28 protein-coding genes are annotated in these 23723 nt (G+C 30.6%); 7 read left to right on the top strand and 21 right to left on the bottom strand.

The window, feature by feature from the left end; genetic code table 11:
• Positions 1 to 7 precede the first annotated feature (7 nt).
• A complete protein-coding gene (locus tag LOS89_RS05670; protein ID WP_231836863.1) occupies positions 8 to 250 on the top strand; it encodes a hypothetical protein in 243 nt (80 codons plus the stop codon).
• Positions 251 to 287: 37 nt separating this feature from the next.
• Here LOS89_RS05670 and LOS89_RS05665 read toward each other — a convergent pair whose 3' ends face one another.
• From LOS89_RS05665 to LOS89_RS05625, 9 genes are all read right to left on the bottom strand, one after another.
• The gene (locus LOS89_RS05665) at positions 288 to 1328 is read right to left on the bottom strand and encodes an o-succinylbenzoate synthase (protein WP_231836862.1); all 1041 of its coding nucleotides are present in this window, start codon (positions 1326 to 1328) and stop codon (positions 288 to 290) included.
• A gap of 43 nt (positions 1329 to 1371) precedes the next feature.
• Complete coding sequence (locus tag LOS89_RS05660) at positions 1372 to 1938, bottom strand: TPM domain-containing protein (protein ID WP_231836861.1); 567 nt, start codon at positions 1936 to 1938, stop codon at positions 1372 to 1374.
• A gap of 7 nt (positions 1939 to 1945) precedes the next feature.
• Complete coding sequence (locus LOS89_RS05655; protein WP_231836860.1) at positions 1946 to 3139, bottom strand: tetratricopeptide repeat protein; 1194 nt, start codon at positions 3137 to 3139, stop codon at positions 1946 to 1948.
• Between the two features lie 134 nt (positions 3140 to 3273).
• Positions 3274 to 3951, bottom strand: coding sequence for a metal-dependent hydrolase (locus LOS89_RS05650; protein WP_231836859.1), 678 nt, complete (start codon positions 3949 to 3951; stop codon positions 3274 to 3276).
• A 21-nt stretch (positions 3952 to 3972) separates the two neighbouring features.
• Positions 3973 to 4866: a 1,4-dihydroxy-2-naphthoate octaprenyltransferase gene (gene menA / locus LOS89_RS05645; protein ID WP_231836858.1), complete on the bottom strand. Its 894-nt coding sequence runs from the start codon at positions 4864 to 4866 to the stop codon at positions 3973 to 3975.
• A gap of 1 nt (position 4867) precedes the next feature.
• Positions 4868 to 5293, bottom strand: a complete 426-nt coding sequence (locus LOS89_RS05640; protein ID WP_231836857.1) for a hypothetical protein — start codon at positions 5291 to 5293, stop codon at positions 4868 to 4870.
• Positions 5294 to 5342: 49 nt separating this feature from the next.
• On the bottom strand, positions 5343 to 6842 hold the full coding sequence (locus LOS89_RS05635; RefSeq protein ID WP_231836856.1) for a PH domain-containing protein: 1500 nt from the start codon (positions 6840 to 6842) through the stop codon (positions 5343 to 5345).
• Complete coding sequence (locus tag LOS89_RS05630; protein WP_231836855.1) at positions 6835 to 7425, bottom strand: PH domain-containing protein; 591 nt, start codon at positions 7423 to 7425, stop codon at positions 6835 to 6837. The genes LOS89_RS05635 and LOS89_RS05630 overlap by 8 nt, the downstream gene beginning before the upstream one ends.
• A 57-nt stretch (positions 7426 to 7482) precedes the next feature.
• Complete coding sequence (locus LOS89_RS05625; protein ID WP_231836854.1) at positions 7483 to 8322, bottom strand: 1,4-dihydroxy-2-naphthoyl-CoA synthase; 840 nt, start codon at positions 8320 to 8322, stop codon at positions 7483 to 7485.
• A gap of 103 nt (positions 8323 to 8425) precedes the next feature.
• Between LOS89_RS05625 and LOS89_RS05620 the strand changes: the two genes are divergently transcribed.
• Genes LOS89_RS05620 through LOS89_RS05610 form a run of 3 tightly spaced genes read left to right on the top strand, consistent with a single transcriptional unit; the run spans position 8426 to position 11163 of the window.
• Complete coding sequence (locus LOS89_RS05620; protein ID WP_231836853.1) at positions 8426 to 9544, top strand: C1 family peptidase; 1119 nt, start codon at positions 8426 to 8428, stop codon at positions 9542 to 9544.
• Position 9545: 1 nt separating this feature from the next.
• Positions 9546 to 9992: a PH domain-containing protein gene (locus LOS89_RS05615; RefSeq protein ID WP_231836852.1), complete on the top strand. Its 447-nt coding sequence runs from the start codon at positions 9546 to 9548 to the stop codon at positions 9990 to 9992.
• On the top strand, positions 9982 to 11163 hold the full coding sequence (locus LOS89_RS05610; protein WP_231836851.1) for a serine hydrolase domain-containing protein: 1182 nt from the start codon (positions 9982 to 9984) through the stop codon (positions 11161 to 11163). Before LOS89_RS05615 ends, LOS89_RS05610 begins: the two co-directional genes overlap by 11 nt.
• A 1-nt stretch (position 11164) precedes the next feature.
• On the opposite strand, the gene ygiD is transcribed toward LOS89_RS05610, so the two are convergent.
• Positions 11165 to 11998: a 4,5-DOPA-extradiol-dioxygenase gene (ygiD, locus tag LOS89_RS05605; protein ID WP_231837045.1), complete on the bottom strand. Its 834-nt coding sequence runs from the start codon at positions 11996 to 11998 to the stop codon at positions 11165 to 11167.
• A gap of 133 nt (positions 11999 to 12131) precedes the next feature.
• On the opposite strand from ygiD, the gene LOS89_RS05600 reads away from it, so the two are divergent.
• The gene (locus LOS89_RS05600; RefSeq protein ID WP_231836850.1) at positions 12132 to 12779 is read left to right on the top strand and encodes a hypothetical protein; all 648 of its coding nucleotides are present in this window, start codon (positions 12132 to 12134) and stop codon (positions 12777 to 12779) included.
• On the opposite strand, the gene LOS89_RS05595 is transcribed toward LOS89_RS05600, so the two are convergent.
• The 4 genes from LOS89_RS05595 to LOS89_RS05580 form a co-directional block, all read right to left on the bottom strand.
• A complete protein-coding gene (locus tag LOS89_RS05595) occupies positions 12769 to 13056 on the bottom strand; it encodes a hypothetical protein (protein ID WP_231836849.1) in 288 nt (95 codons plus the stop codon). The two genes, LOS89_RS05600 and LOS89_RS05595, sit on opposite strands and share 11 nt — an antisense overlap.
• A 6-nt stretch (positions 13057 to 13062) precedes the next feature.
• On the bottom strand, positions 13063 to 14028 hold the full coding sequence (locus tag LOS89_RS05590) for a YheT family hydrolase (RefSeq protein ID WP_231836848.1): 966 nt from the start codon (positions 14026 to 14028) through the stop codon (positions 13063 to 13065).
• Positions 14029 to 14038: 10 nt separating this feature from the next.
• Positions 14039 to 14866, bottom strand: coding sequence for a CvfB family protein (locus LOS89_RS05585; RefSeq protein ID WP_231836847.1), 828 nt, complete (start codon positions 14864 to 14866; stop codon positions 14039 to 14041).
• Between the two features lie 90 nt (positions 14867 to 14956).
• Complete coding sequence (locus LOS89_RS05580; protein WP_231836846.1) at positions 14957 to 16174, bottom strand: porin; 1218 nt, start codon at positions 16172 to 16174, stop codon at positions 14957 to 14959.
• A 91-nt stretch (positions 16175 to 16265) separates the two neighbouring features.
• Between LOS89_RS05580 and prmA the strand changes: the two genes are divergently transcribed.
• The gene (gene prmA, locus LOS89_RS05575) at positions 16266 to 17099 is read left to right on the top strand and encodes a 50S ribosomal protein L11 methyltransferase (protein WP_231836845.1); all 834 of its coding nucleotides are present in this window, start codon (positions 16266 to 16268) and stop codon (positions 17097 to 17099) included.
• Positions 17100 to 17159: 60 nt separating this feature from the next.
• A complete protein-coding gene (locus LOS89_RS05570) occupies positions 17160 to 17435 on the top strand; it encodes an ATP-dependent Clp protease adaptor ClpS (RefSeq protein WP_231836844.1) in 276 nt (91 codons plus the stop codon).
• A gap of 50 nt (positions 17436 to 17485) precedes the next feature.
• Here LOS89_RS05570 and sucD read toward each other — a convergent pair whose 3' ends face one another.
• The 7 genes from sucD to lpxD all read right to left on the bottom strand — a co-directional run bounded on the left by sucD (position 17486) and on the right by lpxD (position 23648).
• Complete coding sequence (sucD, locus tag LOS89_RS05565; protein WP_231836843.1) at positions 17486 to 18358, bottom strand: succinate--CoA ligase subunit alpha; 873 nt, start codon at positions 18356 to 18358, stop codon at positions 17486 to 17488.
• An 84-nt stretch (positions 18359 to 18442) separates the two neighbouring features.
• Positions 18443 to 18805: a nuclear transport factor 2 family protein gene (locus tag LOS89_RS05560; RefSeq protein WP_231836842.1), complete on the bottom strand. Its 363-nt coding sequence runs from the start codon at positions 18803 to 18805 to the stop codon at positions 18443 to 18445.
• Positions 18795 to 19736, bottom strand: a complete 942-nt coding sequence (locus LOS89_RS05555; RefSeq protein WP_231836841.1) for a UDP-3-O-(3-hydroxymyristoyl)glucosamine N-acyltransferase — start codon at positions 19734 to 19736, stop codon at positions 18795 to 18797. The genes LOS89_RS05560 and LOS89_RS05555 overlap by 11 nt, the downstream gene beginning before the upstream one ends.
• Positions 19737 to 19828: 92 nt before the next feature.
• Positions 19829 to 20395, bottom strand: coding sequence for an elongation factor P (gene efp / locus LOS89_RS05550; RefSeq protein WP_026725820.1), 567 nt, complete (start codon positions 20393 to 20395; stop codon positions 19829 to 19831).
• 36 nt (positions 20396 to 20431) lie between these two features.
• Positions 20432 to 21217: an acyl-ACP--UDP-N-acetylglucosamine O-acyltransferase gene (gene lpxA, locus LOS89_RS05545; RefSeq protein ID WP_231836840.1), complete on the bottom strand. Its 786-nt coding sequence runs from the start codon at positions 21215 to 21217 to the stop codon at positions 20432 to 20434.
• Positions 21218 to 21223: 6 nt separating this feature from the next.
• The gene (locus LOS89_RS05540) at positions 21224 to 22612 is read right to left on the bottom strand and encodes a bifunctional UDP-3-O-[3-hydroxymyristoyl] N-acetylglucosamine deacetylase/3-hydroxyacyl-ACP dehydratase (RefSeq protein ID WP_231836839.1); all 1389 of its coding nucleotides are present in this window, start codon (positions 22610 to 22612) and stop codon (positions 21224 to 21226) included.
• Positions 22613 to 22631: 19 nt separating this feature from the next.
• A complete protein-coding gene (lpxD, locus tag LOS89_RS05535; protein ID WP_231836838.1) occupies positions 22632 to 23648 on the bottom strand; it encodes a UDP-3-O-(3-hydroxymyristoyl)glucosamine N-acyltransferase in 1017 nt (338 codons plus the stop codon).
• Positions 23649 to 23723: the final 75 nt, after the last annotated feature.

Here is a 23723-nt window from a genome sequence, read left to right as displayed (position 1 = left end):
TTTAATTATGAAAAAATTAAGTTTATTAGTGAGTGCTTTTACATTATTACTTTTTGTTTCTTGTAAAGAAGAATCAAAAGAAGAACCAATGAACGAAGTAACAACAGAACAAACTTCTTCAGATTCAACAGCAGCTGCTACCGAAGAAGAAAGTACAAAAATTAAAGTAAGTTCTGATGGTGTTGAATATTCCGATGGAAAAACTGAAGTTGAAGTTTCCACAGACGGAGCTGAAGCGAAAAAGAAATAAATTAATTAGCTGTCTAAATTTAATTTAGACAGCTTTTTTAATTAAAATTTGGAACATCCCAACTCAATTCAAGATTATAACAAATCATACCTTTTCTTATTTCTAAAGGGCAATCAAAATTATTAGTGTATAAACCTCCAGTTCCTAATCCTTGTGGCATTGGATTATTTAGTATGTATGTAAATTGGGTTATAGCATTCAAACCAATATTGCTTTCCAATGCAGATGTTATCCACCAACCAATATTCAAACTTTCAGCAATCGAAATCCATTCTAAACTTCCTTTGAAACCACCAACTAAACTTGGTTTTAAAATAATGTATTGTGGCTGAATTTCTTCCAATAACTTTCGTTTGTTTTCGATTCCAAAAATACCAATTAACTCTTCGTCTAATGCAATTGGAAATGGTGTTTGCTGACAAAGCAATTTCATTTCATTTACCTGATTCGCTTTAATAGGTTGTTCAATACTATGTAATTGAAATTCATTTAATTGATTCAACTTACTTAAAGCCTCTTCCGAATTAAAAGCGCCATTAGCATCTACACGAATTTCAATGGTTTTAGCATCAAAATTTTGGCGAATAAATCGTAATAATCCTATTTCTTTTTCAAAATCAATAGCGCCAATTTTCAACTTTATACACGAAAATCCTTGAGCCAATTTTTCCTCAATTTGTTCTTTCATGAATGGCTCCTCACCCATCCAAACCAAACCATTAATCGACATACTTTCTTTACCTTCAGTAAATTCCGAAGGAAATAAATCAAATGGTGTTTTAGAAGCTAATGATAAAAAAGCCATTTCTACACCAAACTGAATCGAAGGAAACTCAATTAATTCCTCCCACAATTTATCTTTTCCTAAATGAATATTTTCACAAACCCATTGCAATTTGGATTCATAATCAGGTCGGTCGTCAATAGAAAGAGTTCGTAGAATACCACACTCACCTATTCCAATTTTTCCATCTTCCTCTAAAAGTAAAAACCACGTTTCTTTCTCAGTCATTACACCTCGAGAAGTACCACTCGGTCGCTTAAAATTAAGAATATATTTTTTATAGGTTGCTTTCAATTTTAGTTTAAAAATTTAAGTGATTATGTGTTTAAAAGTTTTATTACAATCGAGTTTTCAATAACTCCATTATTTTCAATAAACCAACTTTAGTTCCTTTAAAATATTCTTCTTTTTTAAAGTATGGAATAATTTGATTTCGAATAATTTTAGCAGTTTCATCATCTGATAAAAACAATACTATTCCATCTCCGTTTTGAATAATAATTTGACGATAACCATTTGAAATCAATATTAAAATTCCATTAGATTTTTCTTTTTTTCCAACACCCCAAGTCTTCGCCATATGAAGAGATAAATCACTAAACTTTTCTTTAGAAACTTTAAAAGTATCTATTGATACAACGGCTATTTCTACCGAAGTTTCTTTTTCAAAATCAGTTATAATTTGATTCAATAAAGCCTCTTCCTCATCAGAAAAAAGATTTTCATAATCGTTAGTCCAATTAATTGGTTTAGGTAAATTATCCCAAAATACTTGTCTATATAATTCTATTGATTCTGATTTTTTTCCTTCTGATGTTAATGTATCAATGTTTTGCGCTTTCGTTGAAAAACCGAAAAATAAAATTAGAAGTTGAAAAAATATTTTTATCCTTGAAATTGACATTGAAAAATTATTCTATAATTCTTAAAATCTTAATGAAATTATCTGTTGGAAGTCCAACTTTTTTCATGTTATCAAAATCTTGCTTTGTAGCTTTTACCCAACTCGTATCCACACTAATATTTTGATCTTTATATTTCTTATGAATGTCTTTAGCTTCAGAAACTCTATCTGTTACTAAATAAACATGAGCCAAATGCAATTGAAATCTGATTTCGTTTTTGTTCATTGCAATAGCTTTCAAAATATATTCTTCAGCTTTCAGATATTGTTTTGTTCGCAAATACAAAGCTCCTAATAAATCATATTCGTTTTCCTTACCTAATTTTCTTTCGATAATTAAATGTTCTAATTGTTTAATTGCTTCTTCAGGTTTTGTCAAAGAAAGTCTTCTTATATGAAAATTATAATCTTTTAAAAAGTCATTTATTTTACCCGATTTCAACAAACTTTCATCCGAAATAGTTTCAATCATTTTCGTTTTTTCAACTGGTAATAATTGTTTGAACTCGCTATATTTATATTTAGTCGTTACTAAATCGATAAATGTGGCTAAAAAAGCAGCTTTGTAAGTTAAAATTTTCGCAACATCTGATTTTTCGGCAATATCTAAAACTTCTTTTTTAGTTTCTTTAGTCCAACCTCTACTTGCTTTATAATCCACCCAAGGCACCACTTCTAAGACAATTTTTTGATTCATAACCCAATTTTGGCTTTCAAATCCGAACCACAAATTAGGCAAATTAGTCAAACATAAAGAAGATGACGAAATCAACTTGGCGTCTTTATTTACTTTTTCTTTTTGTTCCCAACAAGCTTTATCAGTTTTACCATCTTTTAAATATAAATTTGCTGCATTTACTTCTTGAAACAAAGCAAAAGTACACTTATCATCACCCGAAATTGCCGACGTTAAATGAATTGCACCTGCAGTTCCCTGACTAATTCCCGTAGGATCATGAATCGCTTTTAATACCGAAACCAAACTTGAAGTAAGCTTTTGATTTTCATCTAAAACCGTAATTCTATAAACAAATTCTGTAGTTCCAACTGGTAAATCTTCAGCTTTTATTAAAGCTCTTTTACCAGCCGAAAGAGAAATTTCTTTTGTAGTAGCACGTTCTTTATCCCAAAAACCATCTTTTTGAGCAAAAATTGAGCTTGAAAATAATACGGCTAATACGAAATATAATAATTTGTTCATTTTATTTTTTTTAAACACATAGAATCATAGTTCTACTTTATGTTTATTTTAGGCGTTACACTTCACATAGAAAACATAGGCTAAATACTATGTGACTATTGTGTTTAATAACCTTTTCAATTTTTGTACCAAATTTACAATTCGATACTTTGACCAATTTCTAACAACATCAAATCTTTTCCTTTGTTGAAGAATTTGCGTTTTGCTTCTTCATGATCGATTTCGATATAACCAAATGTATCAAAATGATAACCTAATACTTTATCACACTCTACAAAATCGGAAGCAAGAATAGCATCTTCTACATCCATTGTAAAATTACTTCCAATAGGTAAAATGGCTAAATCTAATTTGGTTCGCATTGGAATTAACTTCATATCCATTGTTAAAGCCGTATCACCTGCGATGTAAATGTTTTTGTGTTCGCCTTCAATTACAAATCCGCCCGGCTGACCGCCATAACTTCCATCTGGAAAAGAAGACGTATGATGTGCGATAACATATTTAACGGTTCCGAACTCAAAATCCCAACTTCCGCCATGATTCATAGGATGGTAATTGAATCCTTTGTTTCCGTAATGAGAGGCAATTTCATAATTAGAAACAATAACCGCTTCTGTACGTTTTGCAATCGCTTCCACATCTAATATATGATCTTGATGTGCGTGGGTTAATAAGATAAAATCAGCTTCCAAAGTATTGATGTCAATATGAGAAGCTTTAGGATTTCCTGAAATAAAAGGATCAACTAAAATGTGAACATCGTTTACTTCAATTCCAATACATGCGTGTCCGTAGAATGTAATTTTCATAGTTTTTATTTTAGTGTGTTGTTAGTATTTTAAAAAGATTAAAGTTAACCAAAATAATATACTTAAAGCAAAGGTACTTAAGGCTACTTTTTTAAGTTCAGGATCGAAATCTTCGTATTTTTCAGATTTATTCACTTTGTTCATGTTCATAATTATTGGTATATTAATTAATAAAACAGGAAGTAATGAAGATTTAATTAGCATTAAAAACACCATAAAAGACAACATACCGATTGCTAAAATAATTTCATGATATTTTTTTGCCCATTTTAAACCCATTTTCACAACCAACGTATTCTTACCTGCGATTTTGTCGTTTTCAATATCGCGCATGTTGTTTAAATTTAAAACAGCGACACTTAACAATCCGATAGCTGTTGCTGGTAAGAACAATTTCCAATCGATAAAATGCGTAAACAAGAAATTAGAACCAACAACAGAAACCAACCCAAAGAATATAAAAACAAATACATCACCAAAACCGCTGTAACCATAAGCGCCTGTTCCAACGGTATATTTAATAGCTGCTCCGATGGAACCAATTCCTAACAAGATAAAAATTAAACTTAAAGCAAAATTTTCTTTTCCAAAAGCTACGTAAATCAATAACAGAGCAATGATGAAAGTCAAAATAGCTGTTATGATTACTGCTTTTTTCATTTGCTCGGCTGTGATAACTCCGGCAGCTACTAGACGTTTTTCGCCTATTCTATTTGCATCTGTTCCTTTTACACCATCTCCATAATCGTTGGCGTAATTGGATAGAATTTGTAATCCTAATGTAGTTAATAAAGCTAAAATTACAATTCTCCAATCAGAATATCCTTGATAATGAGCATAGGCACTACCAACAATAATTCCAGAAACGGAAAGTGGTAAGGTTCGTAATCGTGCGGCTTGTATCCAGTGTTTCATTTTAATATAAGTTATTTAAACTTTCAATTTGTTTATATATTATTAATAGAACTAATAGTCCAGAAATTAAAGAAATTGGTGCAATAAACTTTAGATAGGTTGGTTTTAAAAACTCTGAAGCTTTTCTAGAAAATTTATTATGTGTTTTTATTGGAACTAACATTAAGATTAAGGCTGAACCAATTAAAAAATAACCAAAAACTAAAAAAAATAATTCATAAATTGATAATAATGAAACCGTATAAAAAGCAATTCCTATTAAAAGTCTAACAACCAATTCTGAATAATTAATTAGATAAGTACTTCCTGCTTTAGCAATTATTTTTCTAACACTTTCAGGCTTAAAAAACATTAAATAACCAGAAAATATTAAAAAAAGAGCAAATAAAATTACTATAAAATGTGACAAAATGAATAGACTACCCATAAAACAAATTCATTTTAATTTCCGATTTAAATCTTTTATCAATCATGCCCTACATCCAAGTTTTATCAGAAGTTTCTACTTGATACAACCAATAATTCACCAACTGTTTTATTTGTGTATAATTTCCTGTTGTAAAACTCACGGTTCCTCCTGCTGTTGATAATGTTACCGAACCAATATTTGTTACTTTTTGCCAAAAAAACTGTTGGGTTTCTATGGCTTGTATTTTATAAGGTTCTATAATTGTGGTATCAATATCCCAAGCACCATTTTGTTTTGTAATGAAATCTTGAGAAACAAACAATTTGTAATTTTTAAATGAAAACCAAAGTAATGTTCCTGAAAATAACGAAAATAATATACAGTAAATTGCCCAATCATTCCAAGTGATAAAATGGATTTTGTTATTAACAAAAAGTGAAATTAAAACTGGAAGAATTAATAAGAAAAAGGTGTTTACAGCAAGCTTTCTCCAATTTGGTAAATACTTTACTCCTTTTACTGGTAATTGTCCTAATAACAAACTTAAAATAGCATCGCGCTCGTTAGCAGTACAACCAGGAACTTCTATTTTATCTTTTTCTTTTACTTTATCTACATCGCTTGAAGCTTGATCAACACCAATAGTTGTAACATCTAACTTTTTTTGAAAATAGTTTTGTGTAATTGTAATTCTCTGAACTTTATTTGGATTAAGCAATGTGTTCTTTGTCGCCAATAATCCATAAGAAAGAATAATAGATTGTTTACTTTTTTGAATGGTAAAATCGAAATACTTTAAAATTGTTCGAACTAAATTTACAATCAGAATAAGCAAAATAATTATCCCAACAACAACTACGAAAGACGTTATGATAGGTAAAGAATCCAAATAATTAGTCACTTTATCTTCATCGATAACATTAGTATTTAATTGCTGTAAATTTTCGATTATCGTTGTGAAGAAAAGTAAAATTAGAGCAAAACTTTTAACATAATTTGAAGTAAATCCAATCTTGATTAAACTTGTCAAACCAATTTTAATAAAATCATATGAAGATTCTTCAACTACTTTATTTTCTTTTGCTTTTTCATTTTGAGCTGAGTGATTGATTAATCGCTCTTTTAAAATAGTTGCCAAACTGTGTGATATTGCACTAATTGAAGCTTCTTTTTTATCGCTTCCAGCAGTATCGATTTCTAATTTATGAACACCAACAATTCTTTGAATTAAACTTTGATTGATATTTACTTGCTGAATTTTGTGCAATTGTATTGTTATTCTGGTTTTATTTAAAACTCCTTTTTGAATAACAAATTCGTTATTTTCATCGTCAATATGAAAGGTAAAAAACCAATATTGTAAATATGAAATAACCGCAATTAAAACTACAACACCAACAATTCCACCAAAAAGCAATAACTTGTTTGTGGTTTTGAAATTAACCAATAAAATAATCAGCATTGGCCACAAAGCACGAACAGTCTTCTGCAAGGAATTGGCAAACATGACCAAAATCCCTGGAAGCGATTGACGTTGTGGAATTGAAAAATCTACTTGATTATTCATTTTCATTTGGCTCATTTAGTTCAGGAAGTGCATCAACAAATGTAGTTTCATTAATTTCTTCAGTTACTGGTGGATTAATTTTATGAGAAACCAAATTTTTAATGTTTTGGGCATCAGCCAATAATAATCCCGGTATTTCTAAATCAGAGCTACTTCCTCCTGCAGTAAACAATTCTATAGATGCTAAACCTAATTTTCTTGAAATAAAACCTTGATGTAATGCTACATGTTGTACGCGATTAAAAGGAATAATTGTTGTTGTTTCAGAAATTACACCCGATTTAAAAATAGCATCATGTTCTCTAAAAGCATATCCTTTTTTATTCAAACTTAGCTTAGAAAAAAAGATGATAAACCCTAAAAAAACTAAAATTCCAATTAAGATTCCAATCCAAGTTGGTGTTGAAAATGCATCTCTTTTGAAAAAAAACAAAATAGAAAATCCACCAATTGCAGCAACAAAAAGCAACAAAAAATTGAAAAGCAATACATTGATATATTTTGGATGTAGCTTTTTTAAGCTTACTTCATCAAATTTTGGAAGTTGACTTAAGTCGATAAGATTGTTTGTGAATTCTTGCATTGAAATAGTTTATTAAAACTCAATTTTTAGTCTTTTATCTTTGCTCTATTCTCTTAATTAAGGTAAATATTTCTTTTCGAAATTTGGTTTACGTTTTTCTAAAAATGCATCTCTACCTTCTTTAGCTTCGTCTGTCATGTACGCTAAACGAGTTGCTTCACCAGCAAAAACTTGTTGACCAACCATTCCATCATCAGTTAGATTCATTGCAAATTTCAACATCTTAATTGATGTAGGTGATTTTGCTAATATTTCTTGTGCCCATTCATAAGCTGTATCTTCTAACTCAGCATGAGGAATAACTGCATTTACCATTCCCATTTCGAAAGCTTCTTGAGCCGAATAGTTTTTTCCTAAAAAGAAAATTTCTCGCGCTTTCTTTTGACCTACCATTTTAGCTAAATAAGCAGAACCGTATCCACCATCAAAACTAGTTACGTCGGCATCAGTTTGCTTGAAAATTGCATGTTCTTTACTAGCTAGGGTTAAATCACAAACTACATGAAGCGAATGTCCGCCACCAACAGCCCAACCTGGAACAACACAGATTACAGCTTTTGGCATAAAGCGAATCATACGTTGTACTTCTAAAATATTTAATCTGTGGTAACCGTCTTCTCCTACATAACCTTGATGACCACGAGCTTTTTGGTCACCACCACTACAAAAACTCCAAATTCCGTCTTTAGAACTTGGCCCTTCAGCAGAAAGTAAAACCACTCCAATAGAAGTATCTTCTTGTGCATCATAAAATGCTTCGATTAATTCTTTTGTAGTTTTAGGACGAAATGCATTTCTAACATCTGGTCTATTAAAAGCAATTCTGGCAACACCATTACTTTTTTTATAGGTAATATCTTCAAATTCTCTGACAGTTTTCCATTCAATTTTGCTCATTTTTCAAGTATTTTAATAGATAATTGTAATTTTTGTTAAATGTAAATTTCCGTAAAAATAATTCATTTTTTGCATTATATTGCATGTTCAAACAATTAGTCAAATGAAAAAATTATATATAGGATTTCTTTTAAGTTCGGGAATATTAAGTTTAAATGCTCAAAACTATGAATTTCAGAAAGTTAATGATATTGAATGTTTACCCGTAATTTCTCAAGATATCACTGGTACTTGTTGGAGTTTTTCAACTTCTTCTTTTTTAGAATCTGAAATTATTCGTCTTACTGGAAAAAAAGTAGATTTATCTGAAATGTTTCAGGCAAGAACAACCTATCCTTTAAAAGCTGAAAACTATGTTTTACGTCAAGGAAAAGCAAATTTTAGCGAAGGCGCATTAGCTCATGATGTTTTAAATAGTACCGCAAAATATGGTTTGGTACCAAATAGTATTTATGATGGTTTAGAAAATGGTACTACCAAACATAATCATGCCGAAATGGTTGCGGTTTTAGAAGCAATGCTAAAAACCTACGTGTCAAATCCGGCAGGAAAATTATCAAAAAATTGGAAAGAAGCTGTAAGTGCAGTTTTGGATATTTATTTAGGAAGTATTCCAACAAAATTTGAGTACGAAGGAAAAAATTATACTCCTAAGTCATTTACTGAGTTTTGTAAAATAAAACCAGAAAATTATGTGACTTTAACTTCCTTTACTCATGAAGCTTATTACAAACCATTTATCTTGAATATTCCTGATAATTTTTCAAATGGAAGTATGTACAATGTGTCTTTAGATGAATTTATTGCCAATATTGATAATGCTTTAGCAAATGGTTACTCTCTTTCATTAGATTGTGATGTTTCTGAACCAACTTTCTCAGGAAAATATGGAATTGCTTTTGTTCCTGAAAAAGATGAAGATACCAAAACAGGTTTAGCTGAAATTGTTACTGAGAAAAATATTACACCTGAATTTCGTCAGCAAGAATTTGAAAATTTAGCTACTACAGATGATCATTTAATGCACATTGTTGGTAAAGTAAAAGACCAAAAAGGAAATGTTTATTACAAAGTAAAAAACTCTTGGGGAAGCGACGAAAAGAAAGTTGCTAATGGGGGTTATGTGTATATGAGTGTTCCTTATATGAAGCTAAAAGCAATTTCTGTATTGGTTCATAAAGACGGAATTACAAAAGACACTAAGAAGAAAATAGGATTGTAATATGATTTTTAAATCATCAGTAAGCAAATTAAACAAATACGTTTTTTTAGGTGCTATTCTTTTTTTGTTACTATTAACAATTCCTGCTTGTTTTGAAGATTCTTACGAGCCATTTTTAGTGATGTTTTCAATACATTTTTTAATAATTCTACTTTTAATTTGGACCTATAGAACCACTTTTTATACAATAAAAGAAACCGATTTACATTGGAAATCGGGACCGTTTAAGGGTAAAATTGATATAACTAAAATAAACAAAATTGAATATCACAAAGGAATTTTAGTGCCAACTATTTGGAAGCCAGCGCTGAGTCATATTGGTTTAATTATAACTTATAACAAATATGATGATATTTACATTTCACCTGAAAAACAACAAGAATTTATTGCTACATTGCAACACCTAAATCCCAATATTACGTTTAAGAATACCCCATATGTTGAATAAAATAGTAATTGTAAGTTTAAGCTTACTACTTTTTAATTGCCAAAATAAACCCGACGAAAACAAAGAATCGACTTTAAAAGATAAAGAAGGTAACGTGTCTGAATTTGCCGTTAACTTTACTCCTTTAACTACCATTTATAAAAAAAGAATGGGAAATGAAGTTGAAGCTTTCTATGATAAAAAATTTAATGCTAAAGACTTTAGTGGTTCTTTTCTTGTGGCTAAAAATGGGGAAATCTTATATGAAAATTATAGCGGTTATGCTTACAAGGAAAAAGGAGATTCTATAAAAGAAAACACTCCGTTGCATATAGCTTCTGTGAGTAAAGTAATTACTGCAGTAACTGTTCTAAAATTGGTAGATGAAAAAAAACTAAAATTAGACGATTTAGTTACAGTTTATCTTCCTGAATTCCCACACGAAAAGACAACAGTAAGAATGCTTTTAAATCATCGTAGTGGTTTACGTAATTATGCCTATTTTACAGATGATAAAGGTGTTTGGGATAAAAAGAAAACATTAACAAACGAAGATGTTTTAACGCTTTTAGCGACAAAAAATATTGGTTTAGAATCTACTCCAGGAACACGTTTTGGCTATTGTAATACAAATTATGCTTTATTAGCATTAATTATTGAAAAGGTTACTAAAAAATCGTATCCAAAAGTGCTTCAAGAAATGATTTTTGATCCTTTGGATATGAAAAACACGTTTGTCTTTAATGATTTAAACAAACAAGACGAAGTTAGTCAGTCATACAAAAACAACTATTTGCGTTTGGCATTTGAATTCTTAGACCAAGTATATGGTGATAAGAACATCTACTCTACTCCGCGCGATTTATTAAAATTTGATTTGGCTTTATATTCTGATAAATTCTTAAGTGCTGAAATGAAAGCCGAAATGTATAAAGGTTACAGCTACGAAAGAAAAGGAACAAAAAACTACGGTTTAGGAATTCGTATGTTAGAATTTGAAACAGGGCAACAGTATTTATTTCATAACGGATGGTGGCATGGAAACACATCATCGTATGTTACACTTAAAAAAGATTCTGTTACTATAATTGCAATTTCAAATAAGTTCACCAGAAAAACATATCAAACAAAACGATTAGCACCAAAATTTGGTGATTATCCTTTTAAGTTTGATGATGAAGAAGGCGAATAGTTTATCCTATTTTTACCGAAGTCATTGTAAGTGAACCTCCAACAGCTTTATCGTTAAAAAACTCCACTTTATCATTATCTGTTTGTAATGCTAAAATATATAGTAATGGATAGTAATGGTCTGGTGATGGAATAGCTAAAGTTGCTGCTTTGTTTAATTTTTCATACTGGATTAACTCTTTATGAAATCCGTTTGAAATTTTATTTTTAAAAATAGCATTCATTTCCAAAGCCCAATCAAAACCGTATTCAGGCTCACTTAGTTTATCCCAAGCAACCATTCGTAAATTGTGTACCATATTACCACTTCCAATTATTAAAACTCCTTTTTTACGAAGCGCTAATAATTGTTTTGCTAATTCATAATGATAAGCTCCTGGTTTGTAATAATCGATACTTAATTGTAAAACCGGAATATCTGCATCAGGATACATGTGTTTTACTACTGACCAAGTTCCGTGGTCTAATCCCCAATCGTGATCTAACTCAACTGCAGGATTTGTAATTAATTTTTGAATTTCGCCAGCCAATTCAGGATCTCCTGGCGCTGGATATTGCACATCAAATAAAGCTTGAGGAAAACCTCCAAAATCGTGTATCGTTTTAGGATTTGGCATAGCTGTTACAAAAGTCCCCTTTGTCAACCAATGAGCTGAGATTACAACAACAGCCTTTGGTGTTGGTATTTCTTTTCCCATTTGCTGCCATCTTTTTGAAAACTCATTATCTTCAATTGCATTCATAGGTGAACCATGTCCTATAAATAAAACGGGCATTTTTTGATCTTCTTCGTTTAACGTTTTAGTCCAATTATAAAATGGTTGTATACTTGCCATAGCTACTCCTCCTGTTAGTAAAGTTATGAAATTCTTTCGATTCATAAATTGATATTTGTATATACAAATGTAGCAAATGATTTTTAATTAAATACGAAATAAATGTTAAATACGTTTGCTATAAAAAATACATATGAAATTCATACTTATATATTTAGTTGTGGCGATTTCAAGTTATACCATCTGTAAAAGCAATATTGAAAAAGGAAGAAATGAATTGAAGATAACATACAATTCAGGCACAAATACATCAGAAGTGCTGAACAAATCAAGAAAACAGGTAACTCAATATTTAGTTGAAGATATTTTTAATCATTGGTATACCACCAAATGGAGTTTTGAAGGACATACGGAAATACCAAAGCAAGGAACAATTGCATGTGGTTATTTTGTTTCAACAACTTTACGTGATGTAGGATTTAAGATAAATCGATTCAAATTGGCTCAAAAAAGTCCTGAAGAAGAAGCAAAAAGTATTGCTTGTGGAACAACCATTGAAAAATTGCAAAACATCTCTAAACAAGAATTAAAAAATCACTTCTTAAAGAAACAAGACGGACTCTATTTTATTGGACTTGATTTTCACGTAGGTTATATCTACAAAGATAAGAGTGAAGTGTATTTCATTCATTCCAATTATCTAGACAACAAAGGTGTTATGAAAGAAACAGTAGAAAGTTCGAAAGCAATTATGAGTACAAACTATTATATTGCAAACATAACGTATAACGATGTTTTAATTAAGAAATGGCTTCTTAATGAAATCATTGCTACCAATTAATCAATTGTATTTTAAAATGTCTGATTATAAATAAAATGGTAATGATATTACAAATTAAGGCAATCCAATAATACTTATTATAATCTGAAGTATTTATAGCAATCTCATAAACATTTAAAATTGGTAATAAAACAACTGCAATCCAAATAGGAATCCAAATTGCTTCTGTTTCAAATCCAATAAATTGAATTGTTTCAAAACTCTGAAAAATAGCAAAAAAGGTCATAATTAAAATTACAACACTTAGTATCAAATAAATGGTTGGCTTAATATTCATAACATGCTATTTAAATGATTCAAAAAAATCAAAAGCTCTCATTTCAGCAAAAGAATAATTGGTATCCTTAACTATAAAAGCGCAATGTCCACCAAAAGTAGGCGTTTCTAAAAAGATATTCGAACTTTTACTAGCGGCATCAACTGGAAAACATCCTTCACCTAAAAAAGTATCATTTAAGGCATTTAAAATTAAAACTGGCTTCGATATAGCTTCCAAACATCTTGCTGGAGAAACTTTGTAATAATAATCAAAACGATCTTTAAAACCGTGTAATGGTGCTGTGAAATTATCGTCTAAATCTTTAAAATTTTTCACTTTCTTTAGTCGATTCAAATCGATAAGTTCTGGAAACTGTTTGGCTTTTAATTTTAGTTTTTTATTTAATCCGATAAGAAAATTTTTCATGTAAACCTGATTAAATCCTTTATGCAAAGCATCAGCACTTACTTGAATTTCAATTGGAACGGAAACTGAAACTGCAGCTTTTATGGCATCATTTAACTTTGGTTCTCTTCCTAAATAGTTTAAAATTTGAGCGCCACCCATAGAAAAACCAATCAAATACAACTCGGTAATTCCTTTACTCAATGCAAATTGCACAACTGCATCTAAATCTTCAATTGAGGCATGATGATACAATTGAGGCAAACGATTCATTTCACCACTACACGTTCTGTTATTCCAAGCAAAAACTGAATAATTGTTTTTTAGAAAATAATCCGAACAACTATTAATATAAGTTCTTTGTGAATTTCCTTCTAAACCATGACATATAATGATGGCTTTATTAGGATTGGTAATTTTATAATCAACAGCCAAAAAATCGCCATCTGAAAGTTCTACTTTTTCTCTTTGATAATCTGGAACCGAAAAATGCTTGAACTTTCCAGCATATATCGTAGCAATGTGAGGATTCTTGTAAAAACCCGAAACAAGTTCATTGTATTTTGACTGCGCTATTACTGGCATTATAAAATTGTTAGACTAAATAAATTCCGTCCTCTTTAATCTCAATTAATTTTTGCTTATATAAATTTCCAACGGCTTTTTTAAAGTTCTTTTTACTCATTTTTAGAACCGTTTTAATATCTTCTGGATGCGAATTATCGGTTAAGCGTAAAAAGCCTCTATTTGATTTTAATTCGTCTAAAATTATTTGTGAAGATGGTTCAATTGCCTCTACTCCTACTTTACGAAGTAAAATATCAATTTTACCATCAGGACGAATGTTCTTGATATAACCTTTGGTTTTCATTCCAGGTTTTACATCGTCGTATACTTCATTTTTATAAGCTAAACCCTTGTGTTTTTGATTGATGATACAATTAATTCCAGCATCTGTAATATGAGAAATTAAAATATCAACTTCTTCATTTTTTTCAAGGTCAATATTTTCGTTTGATAAATATTTATTGGTTCTACTAGAAGCAACTAATCGATTTGTTTTTTCATCCAAATGCATGTAAACCAAATAACGTTTTCCTTCTTCCATAGGACGCGCTTGCTCTTTAAACGGAACAAATAAATCTTTCTCTAAACCCCAATCTAAAAATGCACCAAACTTATTGATGTAGTTTACTTTTAAATGAGCAAATTCATTCAACTTAATATAAGGTTTTAACGTGGTTGCAACCTGACGTTCTTCGTGATCTAGATAAACGAAAACAGTAATATCATCTCCAATATGAAAATCTTTAGGAACATATTTATTTGGTAATAAAATATCTTCGGTATCGTTTCCTAAAAATAATCCTACTTTAGTAGCTCTTAAAATTCGTAATGTATTGTATTCGCCTATTTGTATCATGAAGTAATAAATATTATGCAAAGGTAAGCAATTAGAAGATAAAAAAAATCCAGTTACTAGAACTGGATTTAAATTGTATTAAATTATGTATTAGATACCAATTTCTAATTGTAAACGAACGTACCAATTTTGTTTACTTGAACCATCAAAATAATCCAAATCAGTCATGGTAACTTCACCTTGCAATTTGAATGCGTGTTCCCATAAATACTTTGTTAAACCAATAGAATATTGTTTTGAATCTGGAGTTAACGTTTGAATATCTTCATGCATTTTTTGTGTTGAAAAACGACCAATAATTTCATAATTCGTTGGAAAAACATAACTCAACTGATAATCCATTCCGCTTCCTGTTGGCACATAATTAAACTCTGTGATATCTTCAGGATTGAAAGCAATAGGATCTTTTGTTGAACGTGACATATAAGCCGACATGAAAGCCCAACCATTGTATTTTACCATTGCATCAACAAAAACCGATTTTGTAGTTTTAGATTCAAATAAATCTTTTCCTAATTGACCTTGCGTTCTTTTTGATAAATTATTTTGGCTGAATGCTCCAGATAATAATAACTTAGGTTTTTCTTCGCGAGCAACGTCTCCTTCAAAATTAGTTCCGTCTTTTTTAAATGAACCAAATGGCATTAATTCTAACTTCCCTGTTAAAGCAACTCCATCATCTGCAGATTTTGTCCAGTTTCTTCCTTCTCCAGTTGTAACAGCCGTTTTTACATTATATGAAAACTTATCTTTATTTTCATTTAAATAATACGCTTGAAAACCAAAATCACGATCAATAGTAAAACGAGCATTGTTGATACTTCTGTCTGTTAATTGAAGTGCACCAGAAGAGTTTACACGCTGACGATTTCCAGGTAATTTTGTTTGACCAAATAAGAAACTCCAATGTTTATTTGGACGGTAAAAAACAGCAGCATCACGAATAATATTGATATTTTCACCTTCTTCAATTTCACCAACATCACCAGGAGCAAACGATAACTGAATTACGTACAAGAAATGAGGATTTCCCACATAACCGTCAAAACGCAAACGCAAACGTCTAATTTCACCAGAATAAGCCGCATCAGCACCATCGTTCTGAATATAAGTTACCCTATTTTGCATTCTAAAGCGGATATTTAGTTGAAATAAACTATCTGGAGAAGTAATTCCTAAACCTTTTCCATAACTATAATATGGAAGTGCAGCCAACTTTAAATCGTTGTCTTTTAAAACTGGTTTTACCTCTTGAGCACTAGAAAATGCTGTAGTTATAAGAAGTAAAACTACTACTAATTTTTTCATTTGTTATGTTGTTGTATATTTTTTGCAAACTTAACATTATTTCAATGTTAAGTATGTTAACTAAACATTACCTTTGCAAAAAAATAATGTTATGTCAAATATATATTTAGGATATCATTTTACAATTACACCTTTAGAATTAGGAAGTGAAATCTTAATAGCAGAGCTTGGTGAAAAAGCTTTTGAAAGTTTTATCGAAACAGAAACGGGTATATCTGCTTTCGTTCAAAAAGATTTATGGAATGAGGATATTTTAGAAGATATTCAAATATTATCAAATCCTGAGTTTGAAATCTCCTATACATTTGAAGAAATAGAACAAGTGAATTGGAACGAAGAATGGGAAAAAAACTTTGAACCAATTGATGTTGATGGAAAATGTCATGTAAGAGCTCCTTTTCATGAAAAAACAAATGCTGAATTTGACATTGTTATTGAGCCAAAAATGAGTTTTGGTACCGGACATCATGAAACTACTCACATGATGATTCAGCATTTATTAGAAACTGATTTGGTTGGCAAGAAAACATTAGATATGGGTTGTGGAACTGCTATTTTAGCCATTTTAGCTGAAATGAAAGGTGCTCAACCAATTGACGCAATTGATATTGACAATTGGTGTTATTTAAATTCAATTGAAAATGCAGAACGAAACAATTGTAAACATATTTCTGTTTATGAAGGAGAAGCTTCTTTATTAGTTGGTAAAAAATACGACGTTATTATTGCTAATATAAACCGAAACATTTTATTAAATGATATGCAACAATATGTAGATTGTTTAAACGAAAATGGAACTTTATTTTTAAGTGGTTTTTATACAGAAGATATTCCGGTTATTTCAGAAAGCTGTACTTCTAAAGGATTAACTTATGTAAAACAATTCGATCGTAATAATTGGGTAGCTTTAAAATTTAAAAACTAGTATTTTGAAGTTATAATTATTAATTTTATTTTTGTTGAATAACTTTCAAACTAAAAGGAAATGAGTACGATAGAAAAAATACAGGAAGAGGTTTTAGTAGAAGAAGCTGTAGGCGTAAATAACGAAATTGTTTTACACAACGACGATGTAAACACTTTTGACCATGTTATTGACACATTAATTCGTGTTTGCCAACATGATGAATTACAAGCCGAACAATGTGCTTTATTAGTTCATTATAAAGGAAAATGCACGGTTAAAACTGGTCCAATTGATCAATTAAGACCACAATGTTCTGCTTTGTTAGATGCAGGTTTAAGTGCAGAAATTATATAAATAAAAAATCCCGCTTTTAGCGGGATTTTTTGTATCTATTCGTTAAAGTATTATCCTAAAACTTCTTTTACTTTTTTACCTATTTCAGCTGGAGAATCAACAACGTGAATTCCGTTTTCTCTCATGATACGTTTTTTAGCTTCAGCTGTATCATCAGCTCCACCTACAATTGCACCAGCATGTCCCATAGTTCTACCTTTAGGAGCAGTTTCTCCAGCGATAAAACCAATTACAGGTTTACGGTTACCATCAGCTTTAATCCAACGAGCAGCATCAGCTTCTAATTGTCCACCAATTTCACCAATCATAATGATACATTCCGTTTCTGGATCGTTCATTAATAATTCAACTGCTTCTTTAGTAGTAGTTCCAATAATTGGGTCTCCACCGATACCAATTGCTGTAGTAATACCTAAACCTTGTTTTACAACTTGGTCAGCAGCTTCGTAAGTTAAAGTACCAGATTTAGAAACAATACCCACTTTTCCTTTTTTGAAAACGAAACCTGGCATAATACCAACTTTAGCTTCTTCTGGAGTAATAACACCAGGACAGTTAGGACCAACTAATCTACAATCTTTACCTTTAATATAATCATAAGCTTTAATCATATCTGCTACAGGAATTCCTTCAGTAATACAAATGATTACTTTAATTCCAGCTTCAGCAGCTTCCATAATTGCATCAGCAGCAAATGCTGGCGGAACGAAAATAATTGATGTATCAGCACCAGCTTTTTCTACAGCATCTTTAACTGTATTAAAAACAGGTTTGTCTAAATGTGTTGAACCACCTTTTCCTGGAGTTACACCACCTACAACATTTGTTCCGTACTCGATCATTTGAGAAGCATGGAAAGTTCCTTCACTTCCTGTAAACCCTTGTACAATTATTTTTGAATTTTTATTTACTAAAACGCTCATGATATATGAATTAAATTGTGTTTAAATTTGTGATGCAAAAGTAAGTTTTTTACCAAATAATCGCATCTTTTTTATAGTATTTTTTTAGTTAGGTTTGCTAATTAGATATCCATCTACAATTTTACCATCTTGAAATGTCCAAATTGCAACAACTTTTGCAACTAACATAATTTCTTTTGGATTTTCAATTGTAGCCAATTTATGATTGTATTTTACTACTATTTGATTAGCTTCTTCAATTAAGTGTGATATTTCAAAATAAGAAATTTCAAAATTCAAATTAATGACTTCACTTAAGTTCAAAATAAAATTCTTGTCTAAAATAGAATTACCAGAAGAACTATCCCATTCTAATTTAAAATCATCATGAACTAGATCATTTAAAAACTGTTTATCTCTAATTCCATCTTCTTTATACAAGAATTCAATTTTCTCTCTATTTGTCATTTTGCTTTAGTTTTTCAATGATTTCTGGAATGCGTTTCACATTAGCTAATTGCTTTAATTTCTCTCTCGATTCCTCAATTGGCGTTCCAAAATAGGTTTTACCACCATCAATTGATTTTGTAACACCCGTTTGTCCCATTACAACCGCTTTTGAACCAATAGTAATACCACTTGTAGTACCAACTTGTCCCCAAAGCGTAACTTCGTCTTCAATTACAACACAACCAGCAATTCCTGTTTGCGAAGCAATTAAACATTTTTTTCCTATAACGGTATCGTGTCCTACATGAACTTGATTATCAATTTTAGTTCCAGCTCCAATAGTTGTATCTCCCGTAACTCCTTTATCAATAGTACATAAAGCTCCAATTCCTACATTATCTTCTATTACTACTCTACCACCAGATAACAATTGATCAAAACCTTCTGGACGTTTTTTATAATAAAATGCATCTGCTCCTAGAATAGTTCCAGCATGAATCATAACATTATCTCCAATAACCGTATTATCGTAAATAGTTACATTTGGATGAATAAGACAATTTTTTCCAATTTGAACATTGTGCCCAATAAAACAATTTGGTTGAATTACTGTTCCTTCTCCAATGATAGCTGAATCAGAAATTGAAGCATTTGAAGCTTGAAAAGGTCTAAAATGTTTGGTAAGTTTATTGAAATCTCTAAAAGGATCATCAGAAACTAATAAAGCTTTTCCTTCTGGGCAATCTACTTCTTTGTTAATTAAAACGATTGTAGCAGCAGATTGTAATGCCTTATCATAATATTTTGGATGATCTACAAATACAATATCTCCTGGTTCTACAACATGAATTTCATTCATACCGTGAACAGAAAAATTTTCATCGCCAACAAAATTACAATCGATAATTTTGGCTATTTCTTTTAGAGGATAAACTTTTGGAAATTTCATTTAAAAGTGATTAGTGAATAGTAATTAGTAAAATATAAAAGAGTAATTAGTTTTTGGCTATTTACTAATTACTCTTCACTTTTTACTAAAAATTATTCTTTTACTCTTTCCATGTAGTTACCAGTTGCTGTATCAATTTTGATTTTATCACCTTCATTGATAAACAACGGAACGTTTACAGTTGCTCCAGTTTCTACAGTTGCAGGTTTAGTTGCATTTGTAGCTGTATTTCCTTTAACTCCTGGCTCTGCATAAGTTACTTCTAAAACGATAGAAGCTGGCATATCTACTGATAAAGGCGCTTCTGTTTCAGCGTTAATTTGAATCATTACATTAGTTCCTTCTTTTAATAAATCTGGAGCATCTAATACTTTTTTATCTAAAGTAATTTGTTCGAATGATTCGTTGTTCATAAAGTGAAATTGATCACCTTCAGCATATAAATATTGGAATGTATGTGTTTCAACACGTACTTCATCAATTTTATGTCCAGCAGAAAACGTGTTATCTAATACTTTTCCGTTAGTTAACGATTTTAATTTTGTTCTTACGAAAGCTGGTCCTTTACCTGGTTTTACGTGAAGAAATTCAATAATTTTATAGATATCGTTATTGTATTTGATACATAATCCGTTTCTAATATCTGATGTACTTGCCATTTTGTTTTTATTTGATGTTTGTTATTAACTTTAAAATTATATTGAACTTGAATATCCTTTCATAATTCCACGTGAAGAATTACGAATGAAATCTAAGATTTCGTCTCTTTCATTTGTTGCCTCCATTTCGGCTTCAATAATACTAAGAGCTTGAGTTGTATTGTAGTTTTTTTGATATAAAATTCTATAAATATCTTGAATCTCTCTAATCTTTTCAGTTGTAAATCCTCTTCTTCTTAAACCAACAGAGTTAATTCCTACATATGACAAAGGTTCTTTTGCCGCTTTTGTGAACGGTGGAACATCTTTTCTTACTAATGAACCTCCAGAAATCATAGCATGGTCTCCAATTGAAATAAATTGATGAACCGCAGCTAAACCTCCAATAATTGCAAAATTACCTACTGTAACGTGACCAGCTAAAGCAACTCCGTTTACAATAATTGCATTATCACCAATATGACAATCGTGAGCAATATGAGCTGTTGCCATAATCAAACAATTTTTACCAATTCTTGTTTGACCAGAAGCAATTGTTCCTCTATTAATTGTAACGCATTCTCTAATTGTTGTATTGTCTCCTATTACAGCTAATGATTCTTCTCCTCCAAATTTTAAATCTTGAGGAACTGCCGAAATTACTGCTCCAGGAAAAATGTTACAATTTTTTCCAATACGAGCACCTTCCATAATAGTTACATTTGAACCAATCCAAGTTCCCTCTCCTATTTCAACATTGTTGTGAATAGTAGTAAAAGGATCAATTACTACGTTTCTTGCTATTTTAGCACCAGGGTGCACATAAGCTAATGGTTGATTCATATATCTTTATTTTACTTTAACAATTTGCGCCATTAATTCGGCTTCTGAAACTAATTTACCATTTGCATAAGCGTAAGCTTGCATGTGACAAATTCCTCTTCTAATAGGTGAAATTAAATCACACTTAAAGAACAAGGTATCACCTGGTAAAACTTTATTTTTAAACTTAACATTGTCAATTTTCATGAAATACGTTAAGTAATTTTCTGGATCTGGAACTGTACTTAATATTAAAATACCACCTGTTTGAGCCATAGCTTCAATTTGTAAAACTCCCGGCATTACTGGTGCACCTGGAAAATGCCCTACGAAGAAATCTTCATTCATAGTAACATTTTTTAAACCGACAACATGAGTATCTGACAATTCTAAAATTTTATCAACCAATAAAAATGGTGGTCTGTGTGGTAATAAATTCATAATACCATGAATGTCCAATACCGGTTCTTTATTAATGTCATAACAAGGAACGTTATTACGTTCTTCTAATTTAATAATTTTAGCAATCTTTTTTGCAAACTGTGTGTTCACATAATGACCTGGTTTGTTAGCAATAACTTTTCCTTGAATACGAGTTCCTATCAAAGATAAATCACCAACAATATCTAATAATTTATGTCTTGCAGCTTCATTTGGAAAATGCAAAGTTAAATTATCTAAAATTCCATTTGACTTAACTGAAATCTTATCCTTATTGAAAGCTTTCTTTAAATTTTCCATTGTTTCATTAGAAATTTCTTTATCTACATAAACAATAGCATTATTTAAATCACCTCCTTTTATTAATCCATTATTTAAAAGAGATTCTAATTCATGTAAGAAACTAAATGTTCTACAATCAGCAATTTCTTTTTTAAATTCTTTAATGCTTTTCATGGTTGCATTTTGAGTACCTAAAACTTTAGTACCAAAATCAACCATAGCAGTTACACAATATTCTTCAGAAGGGATTACTGTAATTTCGCTACCTGTAGCTTCATCTAAAAATGAAATTACTTCTTTAACTACATATACTTTTCTTTCAGCATCTTGTTCTACTACACCAACTTTTTCAATTGCTTCAACAAAGTATTTTGAAGAACCATCCATAATTGGCAATTCAGAAGCATTCAATTCAATAATAACATTATCAATGTCACAACCCACTAAAGCAGCTAATACGTGCTCTGGAGTTTGAATCATTACTCCTAATTTTTCTAAATTAGTTCCTCGTTGCGTATTTACAACATAGTTTGCATCAGCTTCAATAATAGGTTGTCCTTCTAAATCTACACGAACAAATGTAAATCCGTTGTTTACTGGAGCTGGTTTAAAAGTCATAGAAACTTCTTGACCAGTATGTAATCCTACACCTTTTAATGATATTTCTGCAGCAATTGTTGTTTGCTTCGCCATGATAAAATTTGTATTTAAATTATTTATTTCTTTTTAATTCTTCAATCTCTGAAACTATTTTTGGTAAATTTCTGAAGTGAACAAATGATTTTGCAAAGTCGCCATAATTAAATGCTGGACTACCTTGAACCACTTCACCATCTCCTAAATTTTTTCCAATTCCTGATTGTGCCTGAATTTTAACACCATCTCCAATTATTAGATGACCCGCAAATCCAACTTGACCACCAATCATACAATTTTTACCAATTTTAGTTGTTCCTGCAATTCCTGTTTGAGCTGCAATAACCGTATTTTCTCCAATCTCAACATTATGAGCTACTTGAATATGATTATCCAACTTCACTCCTTTTCTAATAATTGTAGATCCTAAAGTTGCTCTATCAATTGTTGTACAAGCACCAATTTCTACATTGTCTTCAATAATAACATTTCCAATTTGAGGCACTTTAGAATACGTTCCATCTTCTTGAGGAGCAAATCCAAAACCATCGGAACCTAATATAGTTCCGGAATGAATGGTGCAATTATTTCCTATTTCGGTTTCTGAATAAATACGAACTCCAGCAAACAAAACACAATTGTCACCAATAGTTACATTATCTCCAATAAAACTATTTGGATAAATTTTTACATTTTTCCCAATAGTTACATTCTTACCAATATAACAAAAGCTTCCTAAATATAAGTCTTCACCATAAACAACACCTTCAGAAATTACAGATGGTTGTTCAATCCCTGACTTCATTAATTTTACTTGGTTGTAATATTCAAGAAGTTTTGAAAAAGACTTATAAGCATCTTCTACCTTAATTAAAGTAGTTGTTATTTTTTGCTCTGGTTCAAAAGTTGCATTAACAATAGCAACTGTAGCCTTTGTAGAATATATATGATTTGTATATTTAGGATTTGCTAAAAAAGTCAACGACCCTTCAGTTCCTTCCTCTATTTTAGATAATTTAAAAACTTCTGCATCTGGATTTCCAACTACTTCACCTTCTAAAATACCCGCTATTTGTGCTGCTGTAAACTTCATTCTAAAATTTTATTACTATCAAAAATTGATAGATTTGGGATATAAAAATAATCATTTTCATTCAATACAATGTAT

Origin of the sequence: Flavobacterium channae, assembly GCF_021172165.1 — a bacterium.
GTDB classification, from domain to species: Bacteria; Bacteroidota; Bacteroidia; order Flavobacteriales; family Flavobacteriaceae; genus Flavobacterium; species Flavobacterium channae.
This window is presented reverse-complemented; position numbering and strand designations above follow the sequence as displayed.